At 64.9% G+C, this 18,055-nt stretch carries 19 protein-coding genes; 7 read left to right on the forward strand and 12 right to left on the reverse strand.

Annotated features, from left to right (window positions below; translation table 11 throughout):
* The first annotated feature begins 35 nt into the window (after positions 1 to 35).
* On the forward strand, positions 36 to 272 hold the full coding sequence (locus tag GGD67_RS02265) for a hypothetical protein (RefSeq protein ID WP_018317559.1): 237 nt from the start codon (positions 36 to 38) through the stop codon (positions 270 to 272).
* Positions 273 to 611: 339 nt separating this feature from the next.
* Positions 612 to 1,331: a Crp/Fnr family transcriptional regulator gene (locus tag GGD67_RS02270; protein WP_092252913.1), complete on the forward strand. Its 720-nt coding sequence runs from the start codon at positions 612 to 614 to the stop codon at positions 1,329 to 1,331.
* A 114-nt stretch (positions 1,332 to 1,445) separates the two neighbouring features.
* On the opposite strand, the gene GGD67_RS02275 is transcribed toward GGD67_RS02270, so the two are convergent.
* Positions 1,446 to 2,183 carry a Crp/Fnr family transcriptional regulator gene (locus tag GGD67_RS02275; protein ID WP_018317561.1) on the reverse strand — a complete coding sequence of 246 codons (738 nt, stop codon included), beginning with the start codon at positions 2,181 to 2,183 and terminating at the stop codon, positions 1,446 to 1,448.
* A gap of 159 nt (positions 2,184 to 2,342) precedes the next feature.
* On the opposite strand from GGD67_RS02275, the gene GGD67_RS02280 reads away from it, so the two are divergent.
* Both GGD67_RS02280 and GGD67_RS02285 read left to right on the forward strand, forming a co-directional pair.
* Positions 2,343 to 2,576 (forward strand): hypothetical protein, encoded by a 234-nt coding sequence (locus GGD67_RS02280; protein WP_092252911.1) that lies wholly within the window; start codon positions 2,343 to 2,345, stop codon positions 2,574 to 2,576.
* A gap of 17 nt (positions 2,577 to 2,593) precedes the next feature.
* A complete protein-coding gene (locus tag GGD67_RS02285; RefSeq protein ID WP_018317563.1) occupies positions 2,594 to 3,295 on the forward strand; it encodes a Crp/Fnr family transcriptional regulator in 702 nt (233 codons plus the stop codon).
* A gap of 51 nt (positions 3,296 to 3,346) precedes the next feature.
* On the opposite strand, the gene GGD67_RS02290 is transcribed toward GGD67_RS02285, so the two are convergent.
* Positions 3,347 to 3,961 (reverse strand): cupin domain-containing protein, encoded by a 615-nt coding sequence (locus GGD67_RS02290; RefSeq protein WP_179730701.1) that lies wholly within the window; start codon positions 3,959 to 3,961, stop codon positions 3,347 to 3,349.
* Between the two features lie 122 nt (positions 3,962 to 4,083).
* Complete coding sequence (locus GGD67_RS02295; protein ID WP_246784231.1) at positions 4,084 to 5,706, reverse strand: hypothetical protein; 1,623 nt, start codon at positions 5,704 to 5,706, stop codon at positions 4,084 to 4,086.
* Between the two features lie 1,351 nt (positions 5,707 to 7,057).
* Here GGD67_RS02295 and GGD67_RS02300 point away from each other — a divergent pair.
* On the forward strand, positions 7,058 to 8,290 hold the full coding sequence (locus GGD67_RS02300; RefSeq protein WP_179730702.1) for a hypothetical protein: 1,233 nt from the start codon (positions 7,058 to 7,060) through the stop codon (positions 8,288 to 8,290).
* Here GGD67_RS02300 and gmk read toward each other — a convergent pair.
* From gmk to GGD67_RS02345, 9 genes are all read right to left on the reverse strand, one after another.
* A complete protein-coding gene (gene gmk, locus GGD67_RS02305) occupies positions 8,223 to 8,882 on the reverse strand; it encodes a guanylate kinase (protein ID WP_179730703.1) in 660 nt (219 codons plus the stop codon). The two genes, GGD67_RS02300 and gmk, sit on opposite strands and share 68 nt — an antisense overlap.
* A 3-nt stretch (positions 8,883 to 8,885) precedes the next feature.
* The gene (locus GGD67_RS02310) at positions 8,886 to 9,773 is read right to left on the reverse strand and encodes a YicC/YloC family endoribonuclease (protein ID WP_018317568.1); all 888 of its coding nucleotides are present in this window, start codon (positions 9,771 to 9,773) and stop codon (positions 8,886 to 8,888) included.
* 114 nt (positions 9,774 to 9,887) lie between these two features.
* Entirely contained in the window at positions 9,888 to 11,162 is a 1,275-nt protein-coding gene (mltG, locus tag GGD67_RS02315) for an endolytic transglycosylase MltG (protein ID WP_018317569.1), read from the reverse strand.
* Positions 11,163 to 11,285: 123 nt separating this feature from the next.
* Positions 11,286 to 12,551 carry a beta-ketoacyl-ACP synthase II gene (fabF, locus tag GGD67_RS02320; protein WP_092252899.1) on the reverse strand — a complete coding sequence of 422 codons (1,266 nt, stop codon included), beginning with the start codon at positions 12,549 to 12,551 and terminating at the stop codon, positions 11,286 to 11,288.
* Positions 12,552 to 12,659: 108 nt separating this feature from the next.
* A complete protein-coding gene (locus GGD67_RS02325; RefSeq protein WP_008130699.1) occupies positions 12,660 to 12,899 on the reverse strand; it encodes an acyl carrier protein in 240 nt (79 codons plus the stop codon).
* A 313-nt stretch (positions 12,900 to 13,212) separates the two neighbouring features.
* Positions 13,213 to 13,950: a 3-oxoacyl-[acyl-carrier-protein] reductase gene (fabG, locus tag GGD67_RS02330; RefSeq protein ID WP_026201873.1), complete on the reverse strand. Its 738-nt coding sequence runs from the start codon at positions 13,948 to 13,950 to the stop codon at positions 13,213 to 13,215.
* 97 nt (positions 13,951 to 14,047) lie between these two features.
* Positions 14,048 to 15,007, reverse strand: a complete 960-nt coding sequence (gene fabD / locus GGD67_RS02335; RefSeq protein ID WP_026201874.1) for an ACP S-malonyltransferase — start codon at positions 15,005 to 15,007, stop codon at positions 14,048 to 14,050.
* Positions 15,008 to 15,180: 173 nt separating this feature from the next.
* The gene (locus tag GGD67_RS02340) at positions 15,181 to 16,206 is read right to left on the reverse strand and encodes a fatty acid desaturase family protein (protein WP_179730704.1); all 1,026 of its coding nucleotides are present in this window, start codon (positions 16,204 to 16,206) and stop codon (positions 15,181 to 15,183) included.
* A 3-nt stretch (positions 16,207 to 16,209) separates the two neighbouring features.
* A complete protein-coding gene (locus tag GGD67_RS02345; RefSeq protein WP_092253091.1) occupies positions 16,210 to 16,914 on the reverse strand; it encodes a TetR/AcrR family transcriptional regulator C-terminal domain-containing protein in 705 nt (234 codons plus the stop codon).
* Positions 16,915 to 17,246: 332 nt separating this feature from the next.
* Here GGD67_RS02345 and rpsF point away from each other — a divergent pair, with 332 nt between their 5' ends.
* Together rpsF and rpsR are read left to right on the forward strand one after the other, a co-directional pair.
* A complete protein-coding gene (gene rpsF, locus GGD67_RS02350; protein WP_179730705.1) occupies positions 17,247 to 17,750 on the forward strand; it encodes a 30S ribosomal protein S6 in 504 nt (167 codons plus the stop codon).
* A 5-nt stretch (positions 17,751 to 17,755) separates the two neighbouring features.
* Complete coding sequence (gene rpsR / locus GGD67_RS02355) at positions 17,756 to 17,995, forward strand: 30S ribosomal protein S18 (protein WP_007592020.1); 240 nt, start codon at positions 17,756 to 17,758, stop codon at positions 17,993 to 17,995.
* The last annotated feature ends 60 nt before the right edge of the window (positions 17,996 to 18,055 follow it).

Consider the following 18,055-nt stretch of genomic DNA (forward strand, 5'->3'; position numbering starts at 1 on the left):
ACGGAACGCCTGCGGCCCCGCCGCGTTGGCAGCGCATGTCCATTCGCTGCACCGTCGAAAGCGCATTCTTCATCGCCTGGAGCTGCCTGGAGCAGAGCGGCGAGCTCGGCCCGCCGGACGAGAGCGCCAACGTCATTCTCGACGCCATCGAAGGTCAGCTCAAAACCGGCGAACGCCGGCAGCTGATGCTCGCCAACAAGGCGATCGACGCCTATCGCGCGCACGCGGCGCTGCGCCGATCCTCGTGGGATCGCGAAGCACGCTTCGGCTGATGATCTTCGCCGCCCCTCGGGCCGCCGGCCCAGCGGCGTTCTGGCGGATTGAGGCCGGCGGTCCTCGGGCAAAGCGCACGGAGTACGGCGCTCCGCGCCACACGCTACGCCAATCCACAAGCCCGCTATGTTCACTCCTGAACAGACCTCGCCAGATCAACGCTGCCGGGCAGCGCACGCATGCAGCCTCGCTCCCAACTTTCCGGAAGTCCGCAAAGCCCGCGCGCCAGCATCTCAACTATGCAACGGCCGCTTGTGTGCACTTTGGAACCGTCGGTTCCGCCACGGAAACGTAGGGTCGGGTTGGCGCCGATTCCCGGCCAGCCCAGAGACGCAACTGTGACCGGTCGGCCCCCGAACGATCTGCTCCGGCAGCTCACCCACCAGGATTTCGAACTGCTCGCGCCTCACCTTCAGCCGGTCGAACTCGCGGCGAGCCACGTTCTGCATCACGCCGGCGACGACGTGGCGGCGGTGCATTTTCCCTGCGGTCCCGCACTCGTGTCGTTCGCCGTGCCGGTCGAGGACGATCGCGAGGTCGAAAGCCTGCTGGTGGGCCGCGAGGGCGCGGTGGGCATTGCCGCAGGCCGCAACCCTTCGCTGGCTTATTCGCGCATCGTCGTGAAGCTGGGCGGCAGCCTCGTCCGTCTGCCGCTGCGCGCGCTCGAGCAGGCACAGCAGCGATCAGCCACGCTCCACGAGGTCTTTTCGCGCTACGCCGACTGCCAATTCGCGCAGCTGCTGCAGACGGCGGCCTGCAACGCGGCGCATTCGATCGAGCAGCGCGCCGCCAAATGGATCATCTCCGCGAAGGAGAGTATCGGCGGCGCCGAGATCCCCCTCACCCACGAGCAGCTCGCCGGCATGCTCGGCGTCTCCCGCAGCTATGCCAGCCGCGTCATCCAGATGTTCAAGGCAAGGCGCATCCTCGCGACCCGCCGCGGCGCCATCCTGATCCTCGACGGGACAGCGCTCGAAGCCAGAGCCTGCTGCTGCAATGATTGGGTGAGGAAGCACTTTGACGAGGTGCTGGGCGGAGCGTCACCTGCCGATGGCTAAAGCGCGATGCGATCAGGATGCATCGTCATCCCGCTTTAGCTTGTTGTTCAAGCATGATCTTTTCGGAAAACCGCTGCGCACTTTTCCGGATCATGCTTTAGCATCTTTGCGGCCTCACCCCTCCGGTGGCGACTGGCGTTTCAGATGCAGATAGGCCGGGCTGAAATCGCCGAGCCGCTGCAGCTCGCGCCATTTCAGGACGATGAGCTCCCCGTCGCGCAGATCCATGGTGCCGCCCCGCCTGAGGTCAGCGAGCGTCCGGTTCACGGTCGCGATCGCCATGCCGAGCGTCTCGCCGAGCTGCACCAGGCTGATGGGCAGGCGGAAGCGATTGCCGCGGACGAGCTGCGCGGCGCGGGCGCGGTAGAACAGCTCGCAGAACAGGTGCGCCATGCGCGCCTGCATCGGCCGGGCGCTGTTGTTGGTGATGGCCTCGCGAAAGATCGAGGCATCGAGCAACGTCTCGCGCCAGACCGAGAGCGCGAAAGTGGGACGGCGCCGGAAGGCTATGAACAATTCGCGATGCGGGATGAAGGCAACCGAGGCGTGCCCGAGCGCCGAGAGCCCATGGTCCATCTGGTCGATGAACAGGCCCTGGGAGTCCGGGAGGTCACCGGAGATATGGAACGCGAGATATTGCCGTCCCCCGCTGCCGAGCAGATGGTAACGCGCCACCATGCCGGAGACGACCAGCGCCGAATGTTCAGGCTCCTCGCCCTGGCGGATGAAATCCTCGTTGGGCGCGACATCGCGCTGCGTGAAGGTGAGCGCGCGGATCTCGTCGAGATCCTCCCCGGTGAGCGCGGTGTGCTCGCTCAGGTTCCGGATCAGCACGTCGTGGGCTTTTTCCATGAGACCACCAAAAATCGCGCCGGATCTATCAAATGATACTTCTGGCCCTGGTTCAGCGGACTAGAACGCGAGACGGACGCACTGGTTGCTAATCCGTTTGCGATCATTCGGGTCGCACCCACACCATCACCTCGACCACCAACCGAGCCCGCCCTTCTCATGAGTCCTACGACGATCCTGGAGCGCATCCGCGGCCTGTTCGCATCCGATACCAGCGAACACCTCGACTGCATCAGCGATGCTTTCAAGAACGGCACGCTGCGCGAGCCGGCGCATCCGATGTCGGATCAGGAACTCGCCCACGCCATCCGCGAGTTCCGCAGCACTGAGGTCTCCGACTGGACCATCGCAAAGCTTTCGCGGCGCTTCATCGACGCGCCGCGAGAGGGCTGAAGCGCGCCACGAGACTCATGCCGCATCCGAAGTTCATCGCGCGTCTCCAGGCCATCGAAGGCCTGTCCGAGGACGAACGCCAGCAGATCGCGGGCCTGCCGTCCACGCTACGCCAGGTCGCGGACGGCGAGATCGTGCTGCGTCAGGGCGAGGCCGCCTCGCGCTGCGTCTTCGTCGTCAGCGGCTTTCTCTACCAGGCCCGCATCGTCGGCGACCGCAGCCAGATCCTCGCGTTCCACGTTCCCGGCGACATGCCCTGCCTGCACACGCTCCTGGTCACGCCGATGGATGCGGATCTCGTCGGCCTCGGCCCGACCATCGTCGGCTACGTCGCACACAGCCAGCTCCGCCAGCTGCTCGACGGCTCGATCCATCTGACCCGCGCGTTCTGGCGCGAGACGCTGATCGATGCGGCGATCTCGCGGCAATGGATCGCCCGCCTCGGCGCGCAGGCGGCCCTGCCGAAGGTCGCGCATCTGATCTGCGAGCTCGCGGCGCGGCTGGAGATCGTCGGCCTTCTCAAGGACGCCTGCTTCCAGATGCCGATGACGCAGCGGCACGTCGCCGATGCCTGTGGCCTGTCGATCGTGCACGTCAACCGCACCATTCAGGAACTACGGCATCGCGGGTTGATCGCATGGGAGGGCAGCGAGATCGAGCTGCTGCAGCCTGAAGAATTGCGCAGGCTTGCCGATTTCACGCCCGACTATCTGACCTGAGCGCGGAGGGCGAGCGCAGAGGAATGGGTGAGCGGACCGCTCTCCCTCGCGTCACGATCGCGGCCGCGCGGTCCGCCATGATGTGAGCAGCGGACCACCGCGGCCGAGGACGGGATCCGTTTTCGGCCTGCGGACCTTGGCGATGCGCTTGACGGCATCGGGACGCTCGCGCGTGTCGGTGCACTCGTCGTACGTTCCGTCGTGCGGATACGCTCCGACGACCCCAAAGTCCCGGCTGGACTCGATCATCCTGTGTCCGGTACCGGCGGGCAGCACCAGAACGTCGCCGGCTTTCACGCGGAGGACGCGTCCCTTGACGCCGCCGCACTCGAGCCTGGCCGTGCCGCGCGCCACGCCCATCACTTCGTGGACCTGCGAATGATAGTGGACGAAGTAATACACGGTGTCCCGCCACGACCGGCCCCAGCCGTTTGTATCGAACAGCGTGTCGATGATGACCTCAGGGGGATAGCGCCTGGACTTCAGATTGACCGCGCCGCGATAGAGCAACACCGGAAAACGCGGATTGTTCGGCACGATGCCATCGTCGCGAAAACGGATGGCTGCCGGCTTCCGGGCCCGCACCAGCGCCCGCAGCGTTGCCGCATCGGGATGCTCCTCCACGAGCTTCTTGGCGAGATTCTTGATCTGGTCCTTGATCGGCATGGCCTGTCCTCAGCCACGATTCAACGACGGCGGAGGTGAGAAGTTTCCAGGCGAACGGGCTTGATCGGCAGCAGGCCCCACTCTGATCTCTCTAGCGATGCCTCGCACCTCCTGAGATCGCGCTACGGCGTGATGATATCCAGCCTGTCCCGCGACGGGAGCGTTGCCTTGAAGGCCCGAAGCGCGGTGTCAACCGCCGCCGCATCGGCCAGCGGCGTGCGGTAGAAATCGACGTTCTGCCGCGACAAGGTTACGCTTCTCGTTTGGAGCACGGCGACCTTCGTCCAGCTCGATGGCACGCCTTTCTCGAACCAGCCCTCGTAAATCATGACGAGACCGACGTCGTGATCGTGGGCAAGGGCCGCCATCTCTGCCGGCCCATAATCTCCCGCCATTCTCGCCTTGCGCACCTGCTCCGAACCAAGGCCCCAGAGATCGAGCGTATAGTTGGTATTGCGATATGCAACCAAGCCGAGATCGTTGACCCCAACCGCATCTCTGTAAAACGATTGGGCGAAACGAGCCATCTGGTATTGCTGCTCGTAGATATCGCTTGCGCCTAGCGGCGAGACCACTGCCGCTGTCATGTAGGGAATCGCCGCGGTGCCGAGCCCGAAGACCACGCCGACCTTCACACGAGACCATTGCAGCGCAGAGAGCCGTGGCTTGAGTTGTGCGATGCCCCACAGCAGCGCGGCTGCCGCGAGAGCCATGATGTATACCTCATACCGATTGAACCAACCGTATTGACCGCACACCAGATGGGCTCCGACGGCAACAAGAACGGCCAGAAGAACGATCAGTACCTTGCGATCGGCGCGTAGCAGACTGGCGCACCAGGCAACAGCGAGACCGAGTGCGATGAGCCGCAATCCATACGACGTCATCACGCTCCGCAGCATGTTTCTGACGATAGCGGGTAGCTCGCTCGCGGGCTGATCAAGAGTCGTCAGATAGCCCTTCAACAAGACGGAGCTCGGCAGCAACGGCAGGCCACGCGAGGCCATGAGAACGGCATAGCCCGATAGAGTGACGACAATGACTAGCGCTGCGCCGGCCGCGAAGCGGCGCTGGTCCAGCAGCGTGAACGCCGCGATTGCGGCACCGGCGAATGCGATCCCTTCGAAGCGGATGAGCGGAAGCAGCACCAGGGCGAGGAAATGGAGTGATGTTGGTGCGAACCCGCGCGCAGCCGCCACGAGACCAGCAAAGGTCACGATTGAGGCCCAGACGTGAATACTGTGCTCCATGCCGGTCATGGGCAGCGCGACGGCGCTGACACTGAAGATGAGGAGCAGCGCGATCACGCAAGCGAACGGAAGCTCGCCCACACCATCGAACAGGGCATTCGCCTCCAAGAGGCGTATGATAGCCAAGATTGTCGCACCTGCGGCTGCAGCGTTGATCAACAATGGACCAAATGCACCGAGATGAAGCGCTTCGGTCAGAGCCAGACAATATGGCCAGATGATCGATGAGCTAGGCGATGAATATTCCCCGGCGTTGACCCCATATCCGCCGGACAGGATCTGGTCGGCGACCGCAAGGTGGATATACGCATCGTCGAGCGTGAAGAAGAGCCTGAAGTCGCACAGCGCCAGGACTGCGATGATCTCCATCGCAAGCAATCCCAGCCAAACGAGTATGGCTGCAGTTGAGGGTTGAATCCAGGTATCGGCACCCAATTGTCCCGACGACGCCCTGCCTGTCTTGTCGGGGCAATCGCATTGATCGACGACAGCCATCACACTCCCCTGTCAGTCGCTCGATCACGATTGACGCCTTGCCGGGGTCCATTCCCACATCCTGCGGTTTATCTTAGCCTTCCTAACAGTCGGTGACTGCAAGGCTTGAAATTCAGGTTTCCCTTGGGCAGTCGCAGAGGTAAAGGTTTGGAACTAGGGAACGCTGGTCCGCTAGGCCGCTTGGGTCATTTGCGGTGATGGGGCGCGTTTCCGCGATGTACACGACAAACGGAGCTGACGGCGGTTCCTTGAGAGGCGTCGGGCAAAACACCCGGTCAAGCCCACCGCGCAAAAATATTCCACTTTCCCGAATTTCGGATTTGTGGCATAAGCGCCTCATCCCGGCCCTGCCAAAGGGGCGCTTCGCGATCATCACGAGATGCGGGCCGGGTGGCGGTGGACGCGGTAGCGCCGGCGCGATCAGCCTGATGACAGGGCGGGCAACCGTGAGTCTTCAGGGGACGCGATACGACCCGGCGCGGTCACAGCGGTTTCGTCGATGCCTGGGGGCGAGCACACGCAAGCCTCCGGATATTCCGGCGGGATCGTCCGCGGACGGAGAAGTCGTGTGGTCCTGACGCCCGGGGTCTGTGCGTCAAGGCTTGCGGTGATGCGGCGGCCCGACCGGGCACGTGCATCGATCATTCCCGCAAGGCGACGGGGGCAATAGTGCATCGCTCCCCGAGGAGAGCACGAAGGACACCGTTAAAACCATCCGCGCAGGGAAGGCCGGGCGACCGGCATCACCTGTGGTCCACCCCGTGTGCATCTTCGTCGCGCACGGACTTGCGGGTGCCGCCGGCGCCCGGCCTTCCCTGCGCCCTTTGGTCTTCATGGGGCGCGACGACAGCAAGCCTCGGGCGAGATGCGCCGCGAGAACGGGAAGGCGTGTGTGCTGATGAGGAAGAGCCGTAAGATGGGTAGAGCATTTGCGAAACCCATCATGTATCGGCGCAAGCAAGAGCACGATGGGTTTCGCTTCGCTCTACCCATCCTACCGAAGTCGGCTCTCGTGCCCCTCCACCGCCCGGTCTGCGCCGCCCCTCTCTCACGCACCTTTCGCCCCGTCACTGGAACCGTCAGCCCGAGCGGCTCGCACGGTCGGTGAAGGCGACGGTGTGACCTTCACCGGCTCCGGCTGTCTCGGCGCCCGCAGCGGCTCCGGAACCGGGGGGCGCTCCGATGGTTGCGGCGGAACCTGGAGCTCGGCGAAGCAGTAACGCCCGGGAAATACCTGATCTCGCGGCGGAACGAACGCGCCGCAAGCCCAATTCAAGCCACATCCTCTCCGGATTTGCGGCTCATTGCCACCCAAGTCTTTGATGACAAAGGGCTGGTTGAGAGTTGCGTCATGCGTAACCGGGAGACCAGGATGGGCAACCGCACCGCAAAATTCGTATCCGCGCTAGTCGGCAGCATCATTGCCGGCGCGCCACTGGCCGCCGTGTCGCAGAATGCGCCGGCGCCATCGAGCACAGCCAACGCGGCCGCCGACTGCCTCGCCTCCCCGAAGGGTGCCGCGCCGCAGGGGCAACACTGGTACTATCGTCTCGACCGCACCACCAAGCGGCAATGCTGGTATCTGCGCGCCGCAGGCGGCAAATCCTCCCAGACCGCGCAGGCGACGACCGACGCACCCGAGGCGGATTCAGCCGCGCCGCAAGCAATGCAGAACGCGCGCGCCGAATACATCGCTCCGCAGACGAGTGCCGCACCAGGCATGCCTAACACGAGCGCGCCCGCGCCCGCCGCAACCAATGCGCAGCCGGTCGCCCAGCAACCACCAAGCGGCGCGCCCGAGACCAACGCGCAGCAGCCGGCCGTGACCGCGCGCTGGCCCGAGGCCTCCCCGGCGTCCGCCGCGCCCGCCCCGCGGCCAGCTCCCGTTGCGGCCACCGCGCCACCAAGCGCGAAGCCGGCAAAGCCTCCCGCGCCGATGGCGCTGGCCGGGGCAGACGGCACCGCCGACAAGCCGGCCGGCTCGGTGCAGATGCTGCTGCTCGTGATCGGCGGCGCGCTGGCGCTCGCCGGCATCCTCGCCAGCGTCATCTACCGCTTCGCCGGCGGACGCGTACGCGTCCAGGCCGCCGCCGACCGTCGCGGGCATTGGGACGATTGGGCGCCTCAGGACCAGGACGGAAGCCGCGCACCCTGGCTCGGTGCGGAGCCCGCCGTCACGCCGCGCGCACAGCAGGGCCCCGTCGACTTCGATGAAGTTCGGCCGCCGCAGACCGCGCAAATCGCAGCCTTCACCAGGGAGATCGGCAGGATCGCGGCGCAATCCGCGTCCATTCGCAACAAGGCCGCCGAACTCGACAAGGCCGACATTTTCAACGGAAAGTTCGAGATCGAGGCATCGCCCCCGCGGCTCGCGGCCAAGGACATCGGCGACGAAAAGGCCGTCGATCACCATGAAGATGCGCCGGTAGATGCGCAGGCCGGAGATGCCGTCGACGTCGACGTGATCACCGCGATGCTGGAACGGCTGGCGAAGCAAGGGCCGCGGCTGCCGCAGCCTAGCCCTGCAGCTGCCCTTGCAAACCTCGCACGAAGCCAACGAGGCCAATCCGCCGCTCGCGCTTGAGGCGCTCGGCTTTCAGGATCGACTGCACCTCGGCAAACGCCTCGTCGACGTCGTGGTTGATCACGATGTAGTCGTACTCGGCCCAGTGACTCATCTCGTGGCTGGCGCGGCTCATGCGCTTGCGGATCACCTCGTCGGAATCCTGCGCGCGCGAGTGCAGACGCTTTTCGAGATCCGCCGCCGAGGGCGGCAGGATAAAGACGCTGACGACGTCGGCGCGGGCTTTTTCGCGCAGCTGCTGCGTGCCCTGCCAGTCGATGTCGAACAGCACGTCCTGCCCGGACGATAGCGCGGCTTCGACGGGGCTGCGCGGTGTGCCATAACTGTTATCGAACACGGTCGCCCATTCCAACAGCTCGTCACCCTTCACCATCGCCTCGAAGCGCGGCTTGTCGACGAACAGATAATCCTTGCCGTTGACCTCGCCCGGCCGCATCGGCCGCGTGGTCGCGGATACCGACATTTTCAGGCCGGACATCCGGTCGATCAAAAGACGCGACAGCGTCGTCTTGCCCGCACCCGAGGGCGAGGACAGCACGAACATCAATCCGCGCCGCTCGACACCGTCAGTTCCGTGACCGCCGCTCGTCATCGATCACTCCAGATTCTGGACCTGCTCGCGGAACTGCTCGACCACGTTCTTCATGGCGAGGCCCGTATTGGTCAGCTCGATGTCGTTCGACTTCGAGCAGCAGGTGTTGACCTCGCGGTGAAACTCCTGCGCCAGGAAGTCGAGCTTGCGGCCGATCGGGCCGCCCTTGCCGATCAGCTCGCGCGCCTGCGCGATGTGGGAAGCAATGCGGTCGAGCTCCTCGCGGATGTCGGCCCTGGTGGCGATCAGGATCGCCTCCTGCATCAGGCGGTCGGAATCGAAACGGTCGGAGGTGTCGAGCAGGCTCGCGATCTGCTCGGCGAGCCTCGCCTTGATCGCCTCCGGCTTGCGCCCCGGTGCGACTTCGGCTTTCTTCGCGAGTTGCTCGACCTCGTCGACCCGCTGGGTCAGGATCTGCCCGAGCGAAGTGCCCTCGCGCTTGCGCATCTCGACGAGATCGGCGAGCGCCTTGTCGAAGGCTTCGGCTGCGGCAGCGCGCGCGGCCTTGTCCTCCTCCTCGTCGCCCTCGGGCTCGGCGACCTCGACGACGCCCTTGATGGCGAGCAGGCCGTCGATGCTCGGCGCCACCGCGTCGACCTTGCCGGCGATGACCGCGGCGGCCTTGAGCACGGCGTTGAGCACGTCCTCGTTGACGCGAACGGTGGCCGCAGCGTTGGCGCGCTTGACGGTGAGATTGGCATAGACGGTGCCGCGCGACAGCAGCTCGCCGGCGCGTTTCTTGGCGTGGGCCTCGAGCTCGTCAAACCCCTGCGGCAGCCGCACCCTGAGGTCAAAGCCCTTGGCGTTGACCGATTTCAATTCCCATTCGAACGTATACGGCCCGCTTGCGCCGTGGCATCTCGCAAAGCCGGTCATGGACGACAGCGCCATCAGGTCAAATTCTCCAGAAACACGGGATTCGCGAGGCATCAAGCCACGCGAATCTTAAGACTATTTTGCAGGAAAGTGGAATCCGCAAAGCCGGCAAGCAGGTCTGCAACGCGCCTAGCGCTGGACCACCGGCGGCGAGGGTTGCACCGCGCCCTGCCGCGCCGGTGCTGGAGCGGCGGGGCGTGCCGCCGGCGGCTTTTTCTGCTGGTTGGGCCGGGCCGGCGTGGTCGCCGTCGGCGTATCGGCGGCTCCGGGCGCGACGGCGGCGGGCGGCGGCGCATCCTCGGCCGGCTCCACCGTGTCGTTCTGGATCTGCTTTTCCATGGCGCGGAGCTTGGCGACGTTCTTCTGATGGGCGTCGTAAGTCTCGGTGAAGGCGTGCCCGCCGGTGCCGTCGGCGACGAAATAGAGGTCGCGGGTGCGGGCCGGATTGGCGGCGGCCTCCAGCGAGGCGCGGCCGGGGTTGGAGATCGGGCCCGGCGGCAGGCCTTCGATCACATAGGTGTTGTAGGGCGATGGCTGCGTGATCTCGCTGCGCTTGATCGGCCGGCCCAGCGTGCCCTTGCCGCCGACGAGGCCGTAGATGATGGTCGGATCCGACTGCAGCTTGATCCGCTGCTTCAGGCGGTTGACGAACACGGCGGCGACGCGGCTGCGCTCGTCGGGCTTGCCGGTTTCTTTCTCGACGATGGAGGCGAGCGTCACCAGCTGCTCCGGCGACTTGACCGGAATGTCCTGATTGCGGCGTTCCCAGATCTCGGCGAGCACGCGCTTGTGCGCCTGCTGCATGCGCTGGACCACCTGCTCGCGCGGGGTCCCGCGCGGGAATTTGTAGGTCTCGGGCAGCAGCGTGCCCTCACGCGGCAGCTCGCGCACGCTGCCGGTGAAGATGTCGTTGTCGGACAGGCGCGCCACGATCTGCTCGGAGGTGAGCCCTTCCGGAATCGTGACGGCGTGCTGCACCACCTTGCCCTCGACGATGGTGGCGATGACGTCGCGGAGCGAGGCGTTCTTCTGGAACGAATATTCACCCGGCTTGAGGTCCGAGCTCGCCTTCAACGCGGCAACGCTGGCGATGAACACCCATGGGTTGATGTCGGTCACGCCTTCCCGGTTCAGCGTCTCGGCGATGTCGCGCTTGCCCGCACGCTGGGGGATGTTGACGATCTTGTCATCCTTGAGCGGCCCGGGCGCCTCGAGCACCTGCCGGCCGTAATAATAGACGCCGCCGGCGCCGAGCATGGCGATCAGCAGGAGGGTGATGATGGCGTTGCCGACGATCACGAAGGGATTGCGCGCACGGTCCGATCGCTTCGGCGGCGGCGGGACCTGCTCGGGCTCGAGCGCTGCCCGCGGACTCCGGGGCGAAATGGGCGGCCTTTCACTCATCGAAACAACCTGAATCCTGCCGGTTCAATCGCGGCCCGACAATCGCTTGCCCTGCCAAACACGCGCCCACTTCCATGACTATCGCCGAATACGGCAAAACGGTGGATTCGTCTCAAACTTAAACTAACTGGCGAGGCGCCGCACGATCACCGACGCATTGGTACCGCCAAAACCAAACGAGTTCGACAAGGCGACGTTGACCTCTCGCTTCTTCGCCGTATGCGGCACGAGATCGATCGCAGTCTCCACCGACGGATTGTCGAGGTTGATCGTCGGCGGCACGACATTATCGCGAATCGCGAGAATGGCGAAAATCGCCTCGATCGCACCCGCCGCACCCAGGAGATGGCCCGTCGACGATTTGGTCGAGGACATCGCAACCTTGGAGGCAGCATTGCCGAGCAGACGTTCGACGGCACCGAGCTCGATCTCGTCGCCGAGCGGCGTCGAGGTGCCGTGCGCGTTGATGTAGTCGAGATCGGAGGCGGTGAGGCCAGCGCGCTTGAGCGCGGCCGACATGCTGCGGAAGCCGCCATCGCCATCGGGCGACGGCGAGGTAATGTGATAGGCATCACCCGAAAGACCGTAACCGATCACCTCGGCGTAGATCCTGGCGCCACGGCGCCGGGCGTGCTCGAGCTCTTCCAGCACGAGGACGCCGGCGCCCTCGCCCATCACGAAACCGTCGCGGTCCTTGTCGTAGGGACGCGAGGCCTTTTCGGGTGTCTCGTTGAAACCGGTCGACAGCGCGCGCGCGGCGTTGAAGCCGGCAATGCCGATGCGGCTGATCGGCGATTCGGCGCCGCCTGCGACCATCACGTCGGCATCGCCCAGCGCGATCAGGCGGGCGGCATCGCCGACGGCGTGCGCACCGGTCGAGCAGGCCGTGACCACCGAATGGTTCGGTCCCTTCAGCCCGTGCGCGATCGAGACGTAGCCGGAAGCCAGGTTGATCAGGCGGCCCGGAATGAAGAACGGCGACACCCGGCGCGGTCCGCGCTCCTTGAGCAGGATCGCGGTCTCGGCAATGCCGTTGAGGCCGCCGATGCCCGATCCGATCATGGTGCCGGTCGCGCATTTGTCCTCTTCGGTCTCGGGATGCCAGTTGGCATCGTCGAGCGCCTGGCCGGCGGCGGCCATGCCGAAGATGATGAAGTCGTCGACCTTGCGCTGGTCCTTCGGCTCCATCCACTTGTCGGGATTGAAGGTGTCGTTGCTGCCGTCGCCGCGCACGACCGTGCAGGCGTATTTGGTCTGAAGATCGGAGACATCAAAGCTCTCGATCCTGCGCGCACCACTCTCGCCGTTGAGGATGCGCTTCCAGGTTGGCTCGACGCCGCAGCCGAGTGGCGACACCATGCCGAGACCAGTGACGACAACCCGCCTCATATCCGAAAACTCCGCATCGAAAGATTCACGGCCAATAACAAGAAACCGGCTGACCGCTGGGAAGCGGCCCGTCCGGTTTCAATGTTGTCCCCGCGAAAATGAAGAGCCTTAGCTCTTCGCGTTCTTCTCGAGAAACTTCGTGGCGTCGCCGACGGTGAGAATCGTTTCCGCAGCGTCGTCCGGAATCTCGCAACCGAATTCTTCTTCGAACGCCATCACCAGCTCGACGGTGTCCAGACTGTCGGCGCCGAGGTCGTCGATGAAGCTCGCGGCGTCGACAACCTTCTCGGGTTCAACACCAAGGTGTTCGACCACGATCTTCTTAACCCGTTCGCCAATGTCACTCATTGCATAACCTCGTGTTGTTCCCTGTAGACCCGACCCCCCGGGACGATACGAGCCGTCGTGGTCGTGTTACTTGCCTTCGCTTACGAACTTTGATTTGGCCCCATCCTAACCGATACAGGGCCCGGCGAACGACGGCCAAGGCTCCGCATCGCCAATATACAGGGTTTCAAAAACCTGCAATGGCGTTCTTTGCCCATCCGTTGAGCGTCCGGTTATCATACTTCAACTGCCTTGACTATAAGCCTCATTTCCCTCCGGAAACGGCCGTTTGCCGCATCCGCACAGCCCATGTGGGCAGTGCGGAACGAGCGCTTCAGATCATGGCCATGCCGCCGTTGACGTGAATGGTCTGGCCGGTGACGTAGGCTGCTTCGTTCGAACTCAGGTAGACGGCGGCCGCCGCGATATCCTCGGGCGTCCCCAGGCGGGCGGCCGGAACCTTGGTCAGAATCGTTTCGCGCTGCTTGTCGTTGAGCGCATCGGTCATCGGCGTCTTGATGAAGCCCGGTGCGATGCAGTTGGCGGTGACGCCGCGCTTGGCGTATTCGGCACCAAGCGTCTTGATCATGCCGATCAGGCCCGCTTTCGACGCCGTGTAATTGCCCTGCCCGGGATTGCCGGTGACGCCGACCACCGAGGTGATGGCGATGATGCGGCCGAAGCGCTTGCGCATCATCAGCTTGGTGGCGGCGCGTGCCAGGCGGAAGGTCGCGGTCAGATTGACGTTGATGACCTCCTCCCAATCCTCGTCACGGAGCTGCACGAAGAGATTGTCGCGGGTGATGCCGGCATTGGCGATGAGGATGTCGACCTGGCCCATTGCCGCTTCCGCAGCGGGCACCAGCGCCTCGACCTCGTCGGACTTGGAGAGATTGCAGGGCAGCACATGGGTGCGCTCGCCGAGCTTGCCGGCAAGCTCGTCCAGCACCTCCTTGCGCGTTCCTGATATCGCAACGGTCGCGCCCTGCGCATGCAGCGCCTGCGCGATCGCGCCGCCGATACCGCCGGTCGCGCCGGTGACGAGCGCCTTTTTGCCAGTCAGATCGAACATCGAAAACTCCTCCAAAGCACGATCCGGAAAAGTGCGCAGCGGTTTTCCGAAGATCGTGCGTAAACTGAAAAACTCAAGCGCGACGAGAAATCGCGCTTTAGCCCTGCTTGGCAGCGGCCAATGCATCCTTGGCGGCGGCAATGTCGTTCGGTCCACCGACCGAAACGCCGACGGCGCCGTCCGCGATGCGCTTGACGAGACCGGATAGCACCTTGCCGGCGCCGATCTCGAAGAACCGGGTGACGCCCTGCCCCGCCATATAGGCAACCGACTCGCGCCAGCGCACGGTGCCGGTGACCTGCTCGACCAGGCGGCGACGGATCTCGTCGGGATCGGTGATGGCGCTCGCCAGCACGTTCGACACCAGCGGCGAAGCCGGGGCCTTGATCGTGACCTTCGACAGCGCTTCGGCCATGGCGTCGGCAGCGGGCTGCATCAGCTTGCAATGGAACGGGGCGGACACCGGCAGCAGCATCGCGCGCTTGGCGCCCTTGGTCTTGGCGATCTCGACGGCGCGATCGACCGCGGCCTTGTCGCCCGAGACGACAACCTGCCCGCCGCCATTGTCGTTGGCGGCCTGGCAGACCTGCCCCTGCGCCGCCTCCTTGGCGACCTCCATGGCGGCCTCGTAGTCGAGACCGAGCAGTGCGGCCATCGCGCCGGCGCCGACCGGGACGGCCTTTTGCATTGCGAGACCGCGGGTGCGAAGCAGGCGGGCGGTATCCGAGACCGTCAGGCTGCCGGCCGCGGCCAGCGCCGAATATTCACCGAGCGAGTGGCCGGCGACGAAGGCCGCATCTCGTCCCACGGAAAATCCAGCCTCAGCCTCCAGCACGCGCAGGGTGGCGACGGACACCGCCATCAGCGCCGGCTGGGCGTTTTCGGTGAGCTGGAGGGTTTCGGCCGGACCATCCCAGATGATCGCCGTCAGCTTCTCCCCGAGCGCGGCATCGACCTCGTCGAACACGGCGCGCGCCACCGGAAAGGCATCGGCCAGGGCCTTGCCCATGCCGACCGCCTGGGAACCCTGCCCAGGAAATGTGAATGCAGCCGTCATCGGCGCTCCCTGCTTGTCGGACACGATCCCCGCGAGAACCGGCAGCCGATTACGCACGGCGTTAGGCCATGGTTCCGGATCGTGCTCCAAAGGGGGCCGTAGACACTGTCCGGGGCCGGACTGTCAAGCCGAGATGGGAACTTCGAGCAGCACTCAACTGGGGATGCGCCCCCTCAAAACCCACCGGCGGTCTGGTTGGCATCGACCTCCGCTCCGGCCTGCGCACGGCGCGCGCTGCTCGCCAACTGCCCCGGCCGATCCTCCCTGTCAGGCTTTCCCGTCGCCAGCCGCAACACCGCCGCGTAGTTCGGCTGCACCTCCATGCGGCCGGCATGCCGGCTCTCGCTCAGCAGGCGATGGACCTTCGGCAGATTGTAACAGGGCACGTAGAACAGCAGATGATGCTCGAGGTGAAAATTGACGTAGTACGGCGCGATGAACAGGCGCTCGAGAACATTGGCATGCGTGGTGCGGGTGTTGCGCAGGGGATCGCTGCTGTCGGGGACGACGGCATGCTCTGCAATGTTGCGGATGCGGGTGATGACCATCATCCAGGTCAGGAGCGGCACCAGCCAGAGCAGCGGATAGGCCCACCATATGCCGGCCGCCGCGAGCGCGGCGAACATCGCGGCGTTGAGGAGGCATTGCGGGCCGAGCTTGTCCCAGAAATACGCCAGACGCTGCCGCCACGGCCAGTCCTTCGGACCGAGCGCATTGAGCAGCTGCGCCTTGCGCTGCTGGTAGCCGGTCTGTCCGGTGATGTCGCGAATGAACTTGCGGCGATAGCTCAGCTTCGTAATCGGAAACGGTGCCGACAGCACGAGATCGGGATCATCCTCCTGCTGCGTGCGCGCATGGTGCTGCAGGTGGTAACGCCGGTAGCTGCGCGTCTCCGCAAACAGCGGATAGGCACAGAGCCACTGGCTCAGGGCCAGATTGGTTTTCTCGTCGGCGGACAGGCAGCCATGCGCGCCATCATGCATCAGGATCGCAAGGCCCAGCTGGCGCGAGCCGATGATTGCAACGGCGAGGACATAGGTGACCGGATTGGGCCACCACGCGACCAGGGCGATCGCGCCAATGATCAGCGCCCAGGCGTGCACGATCAGAGCAACACCTTTCCAGGTCACACGCTCTCGCACGTCGGCAAGCTGGTCGTCGGTCAGGAAATCGCGGGCACGCATGCGAAGAGCGGTCATGGCCTAGCCTTCCTCGTTCGAATTGCTTGATGCCTCGCGGCCCTCGACAAGACGCAGGCGCGCTGCGTCATCAGATTTCGCTTGCTCGCCCAGCACGCGCAGCATCTCGGCACAGAGCGCCTCGGGCGAACGGCCCATGGCGTAGCCTTCGAGAATGACGCCGATAGCGACGGCCCAGAACCGCCGCGAGCTTTCGTCGGGCGCGCGCAGGGAGCGCCAGCCGTGCCGCGCCACCTGGCTCGCATAGGCGCGCGCGCCTTCGCCGTGCAGGCGCTCGATCGTGCGCTCGACGAGCGGTGCGAGATCCTGGCGGCGCCGCGTCAATGTCAGCGCCTCGGCGAAGAAAGCCACTGAATCGCTCGCCGTCACGGTCTCCGCCAGCGCATGCGTGTATTCGCGTGGCGTGCGCGCCTTCAGCGCCGCCTGCTCGGTCGCACGCGCCAGATACAAGAGGTCGCGGCAGGCGCATTCGACGAACAGCGCCTCCTTGGTGCGGAAGTAGTAGGTGATCTGGCTTGGGAAGGCGTCCGCGGCGGCCGCGATGTCGGTGATCGCCGTGCCCGACAGCCCGCGCTCCCGGAACAGCGGACTTGCTGCATCCAGCAGCAGCGAGCGCATCTTGCGGCCGGCCGACCGTGTGGCCCGCGCAGCGTGCTTCGGATCACCCGCCGACGCCTCAAGCGGAGCCTGGACCGATTCACCCGCCATTAGCACCTCCCGATCCATTATTTGTATGACATACAAACAAATAGGTCAAGCTGGTACGGGAGGGTGGTTTGGACGCGCCTGTCAGCACCGTCTGGCCGAAAACGAGGCGCTCCTTGCCAAGTCAGCCAAAATCCGTATAAGGCGCGCATCCGCAGACCCCGGCCGGGAGCTGAACGGACGGTCTCAGCAAGTCATTCGTGATTTTGGTGTGGCAGGGCCAGTCGGCCCGTCGTCCCGTGTTTCCGCCTTCTGAGCTTAATCCCAGAGTCCTTTCCGAAGGCCTCTTAAGGGCTTGACGCCGGGCGATGCGCCAACATGAGGAAAGGACCACCATGGCTCTTTATGAGCATGTCTTTCTCGCGCGTCAGGACGCGAGCACGCAGCAGGTCGAAGAGCTGACTGCGCAGATGACCGGTATCGTCGAGGGTCTCGGCGGCAAGGTCACCAAGACCGAGAATTGGGGCGTACGCTCCCTCACCTACCGCATGAACAAGAACCGCAAGGCGCACTTCGTGCTGCTCAACATCGACGCGCCGTCCGCGGCGATCGCCGAGATCGAGCGCCAGGAGCGCATCAGCGAAGACGTCATCCGCTATCTCAGCGTCCGCGTCGAGGAACTCGAGGAAGGCCCGTCTGCGATGATGCGCAAGGCCGACCGTGACCGCGAGCGTGACGATCGTGGCGGCGGCTTCCGCGGCGAGCGTGAAGGCGGCTTCCGCGGTGACCGCGAGGGTGGTTTCCGTGGTGGCGATCGTGAAGGCGGTGGCTTCCGTGGCGACCGCGGCCCGCGCCGTCCACGCGAAGAAGCTGAAACCACCGCGACGGATGGGGAGTAAGAACAATGGCTGAAGCTGGTGCACGCCGCCCGTTTTTCCGTCGTCGCAAGAGCTGCCCGTTCACGGGCGCCAATGCTCCCAAGATCGACTACAAGGACTCCAAGCTCTTGATGCGTTACGTCTCCGAGCGCGGCAAGATCGTGCCGAGCCGCATCACCGCGGTGTCCGCGAAGAAGCAGCGTGAGCTCGCCCGCGCCATCAAGCGCGCGCGGTTCCTGGGCCTGTTGCCCTACGTCATTCGCTGATACGACCAATTCGACCGGCGGCGCCAAGCCGCCGGTCGCGACTTTTCTGAACTCATAAGG

This window comes from Bradyrhizobium sp. IAR9 (assembly GCF_013408065.1).
GTDB lineage: Bacteria > Pseudomonadota > Alphaproteobacteria > Rhizobiales > Xanthobacteraceae > Bradyrhizobium.

What these genes read in the sequence shown, in the direction of transcription:
- rpsF (WP_179730705.1), top strand. Translation starts at nt 17,247, where the DNA reads ATGGCTCTTTATGAGCATGTCTTTCTCGCGCGTCAGGACGCGAGCACG.
- GGD67_RS02295 (WP_246784231.1), bottom strand. Translation starts at nt 5,706, where the DNA reads ATGGCTGTCGTCGATCAATGCGATTGCCCCGACAAGACAGGCAGGGCG.
- GGD67_RS02265 (WP_018317559.1), top strand. Translation starts at nt 36, where the DNA reads ATGTCCATTCGCTGCACCGTCGAAAGCGCATTCTTCATCGCCTGGAGC.
- GGD67_RS02345 (WP_092253091.1), bottom strand. Translation starts at nt 16,914, where the DNA reads ATGGCGGGTGAATCGGTCCAGGCTCCGCTTGAGGCGTCGGCGGGTGAT.
- GGD67_RS02325 (WP_008130699.1), bottom strand. Translation starts at nt 12,899, where the DNA reads ATGAGTGACATTGGCGAACGGGTTAAGAAGATCGTGGTCGAACACCTT.
- GGD67_RS02300 (WP_179730702.1), top strand. Translation starts at nt 7,058, where the DNA reads ATGCGTAACCGGGAGACCAGGATGGGCAACCGCACCGCAAAATTCGTA.
- fabG (WP_026201873.1), bottom strand. Translation starts at nt 13,950, where the DNA reads ATGTTCGATCTGACTGGCAAAAAGGCGCTCGTCACCGGCGCGACCGGC.
- fabF (WP_092252899.1), bottom strand. Translation starts at nt 12,551, where the DNA reads ATGAGGCGGGTTGTCGTCACTGGTCTCGGCATGGTGTCGCCACTCGGC.
- GGD67_RS02285 (WP_018317563.1), top strand. Translation starts at nt 2,594, where the DNA reads ATGCCGCATCCGAAGTTCATCGCGCGTCTCCAGGCCATCGAAGGCCTG.
- GGD67_RS02310 (WP_018317568.1), bottom strand. Translation starts at nt 9,773, where the DNA reads ATGGCGCTGTCGTCCATGACCGGCTTTGCGAGATGCCACGGCGCAAGC.
- GGD67_RS02280 (WP_092252911.1), top strand. Translation starts at nt 2,343, where the DNA reads ATGAGTCCTACGACGATCCTGGAGCGCATCCGCGGCCTGTTCGCATCC.
- GGD67_RS02340 (WP_179730704.1), bottom strand. Translation starts at nt 16,206, where the DNA reads ATGACCGCTCTTCGCATGCGTGCCCGCGATTTCCTGACCGACGACCAG.
- mltG (WP_018317569.1), bottom strand. Translation starts at nt 11,162, where the DNA reads ATGAGTGAAAGGCCGCCCATTTCGCCCCGGAGTCCGCGGGCAGCGCTC.
- fabD (WP_026201874.1), bottom strand. Translation starts at nt 15,007, where the DNA reads ATGACGGCTGCATTCACATTTCCTGGGCAGGGTTCCCAGGCGGTCGGC.
- rpsR (WP_007592020.1), top strand. Translation starts at nt 17,756, where the DNA reads ATGGCTGAAGCTGGTGCACGCCGCCCGTTTTTCCGTCGTCGCAAGAGC.
- GGD67_RS02275 (WP_018317561.1), bottom strand. Translation starts at nt 2,183, where the DNA reads ATGGAAAAAGCCCACGACGTGCTGATCCGGAACCTGAGCGAGCACACC.
- gmk (WP_179730703.1), bottom strand. Translation starts at nt 8,882, where the DNA reads ATGACGAGCGGCGGTCACGGAACTGACGGTGTCGAGCGGCGCGGATTG.
- GGD67_RS02290 (WP_179730701.1), bottom strand. Translation starts at nt 3,961, where the DNA reads ATGCCGATCAAGGACCAGATCAAGAATCTCGCCAAGAAGCTCGTGGAG.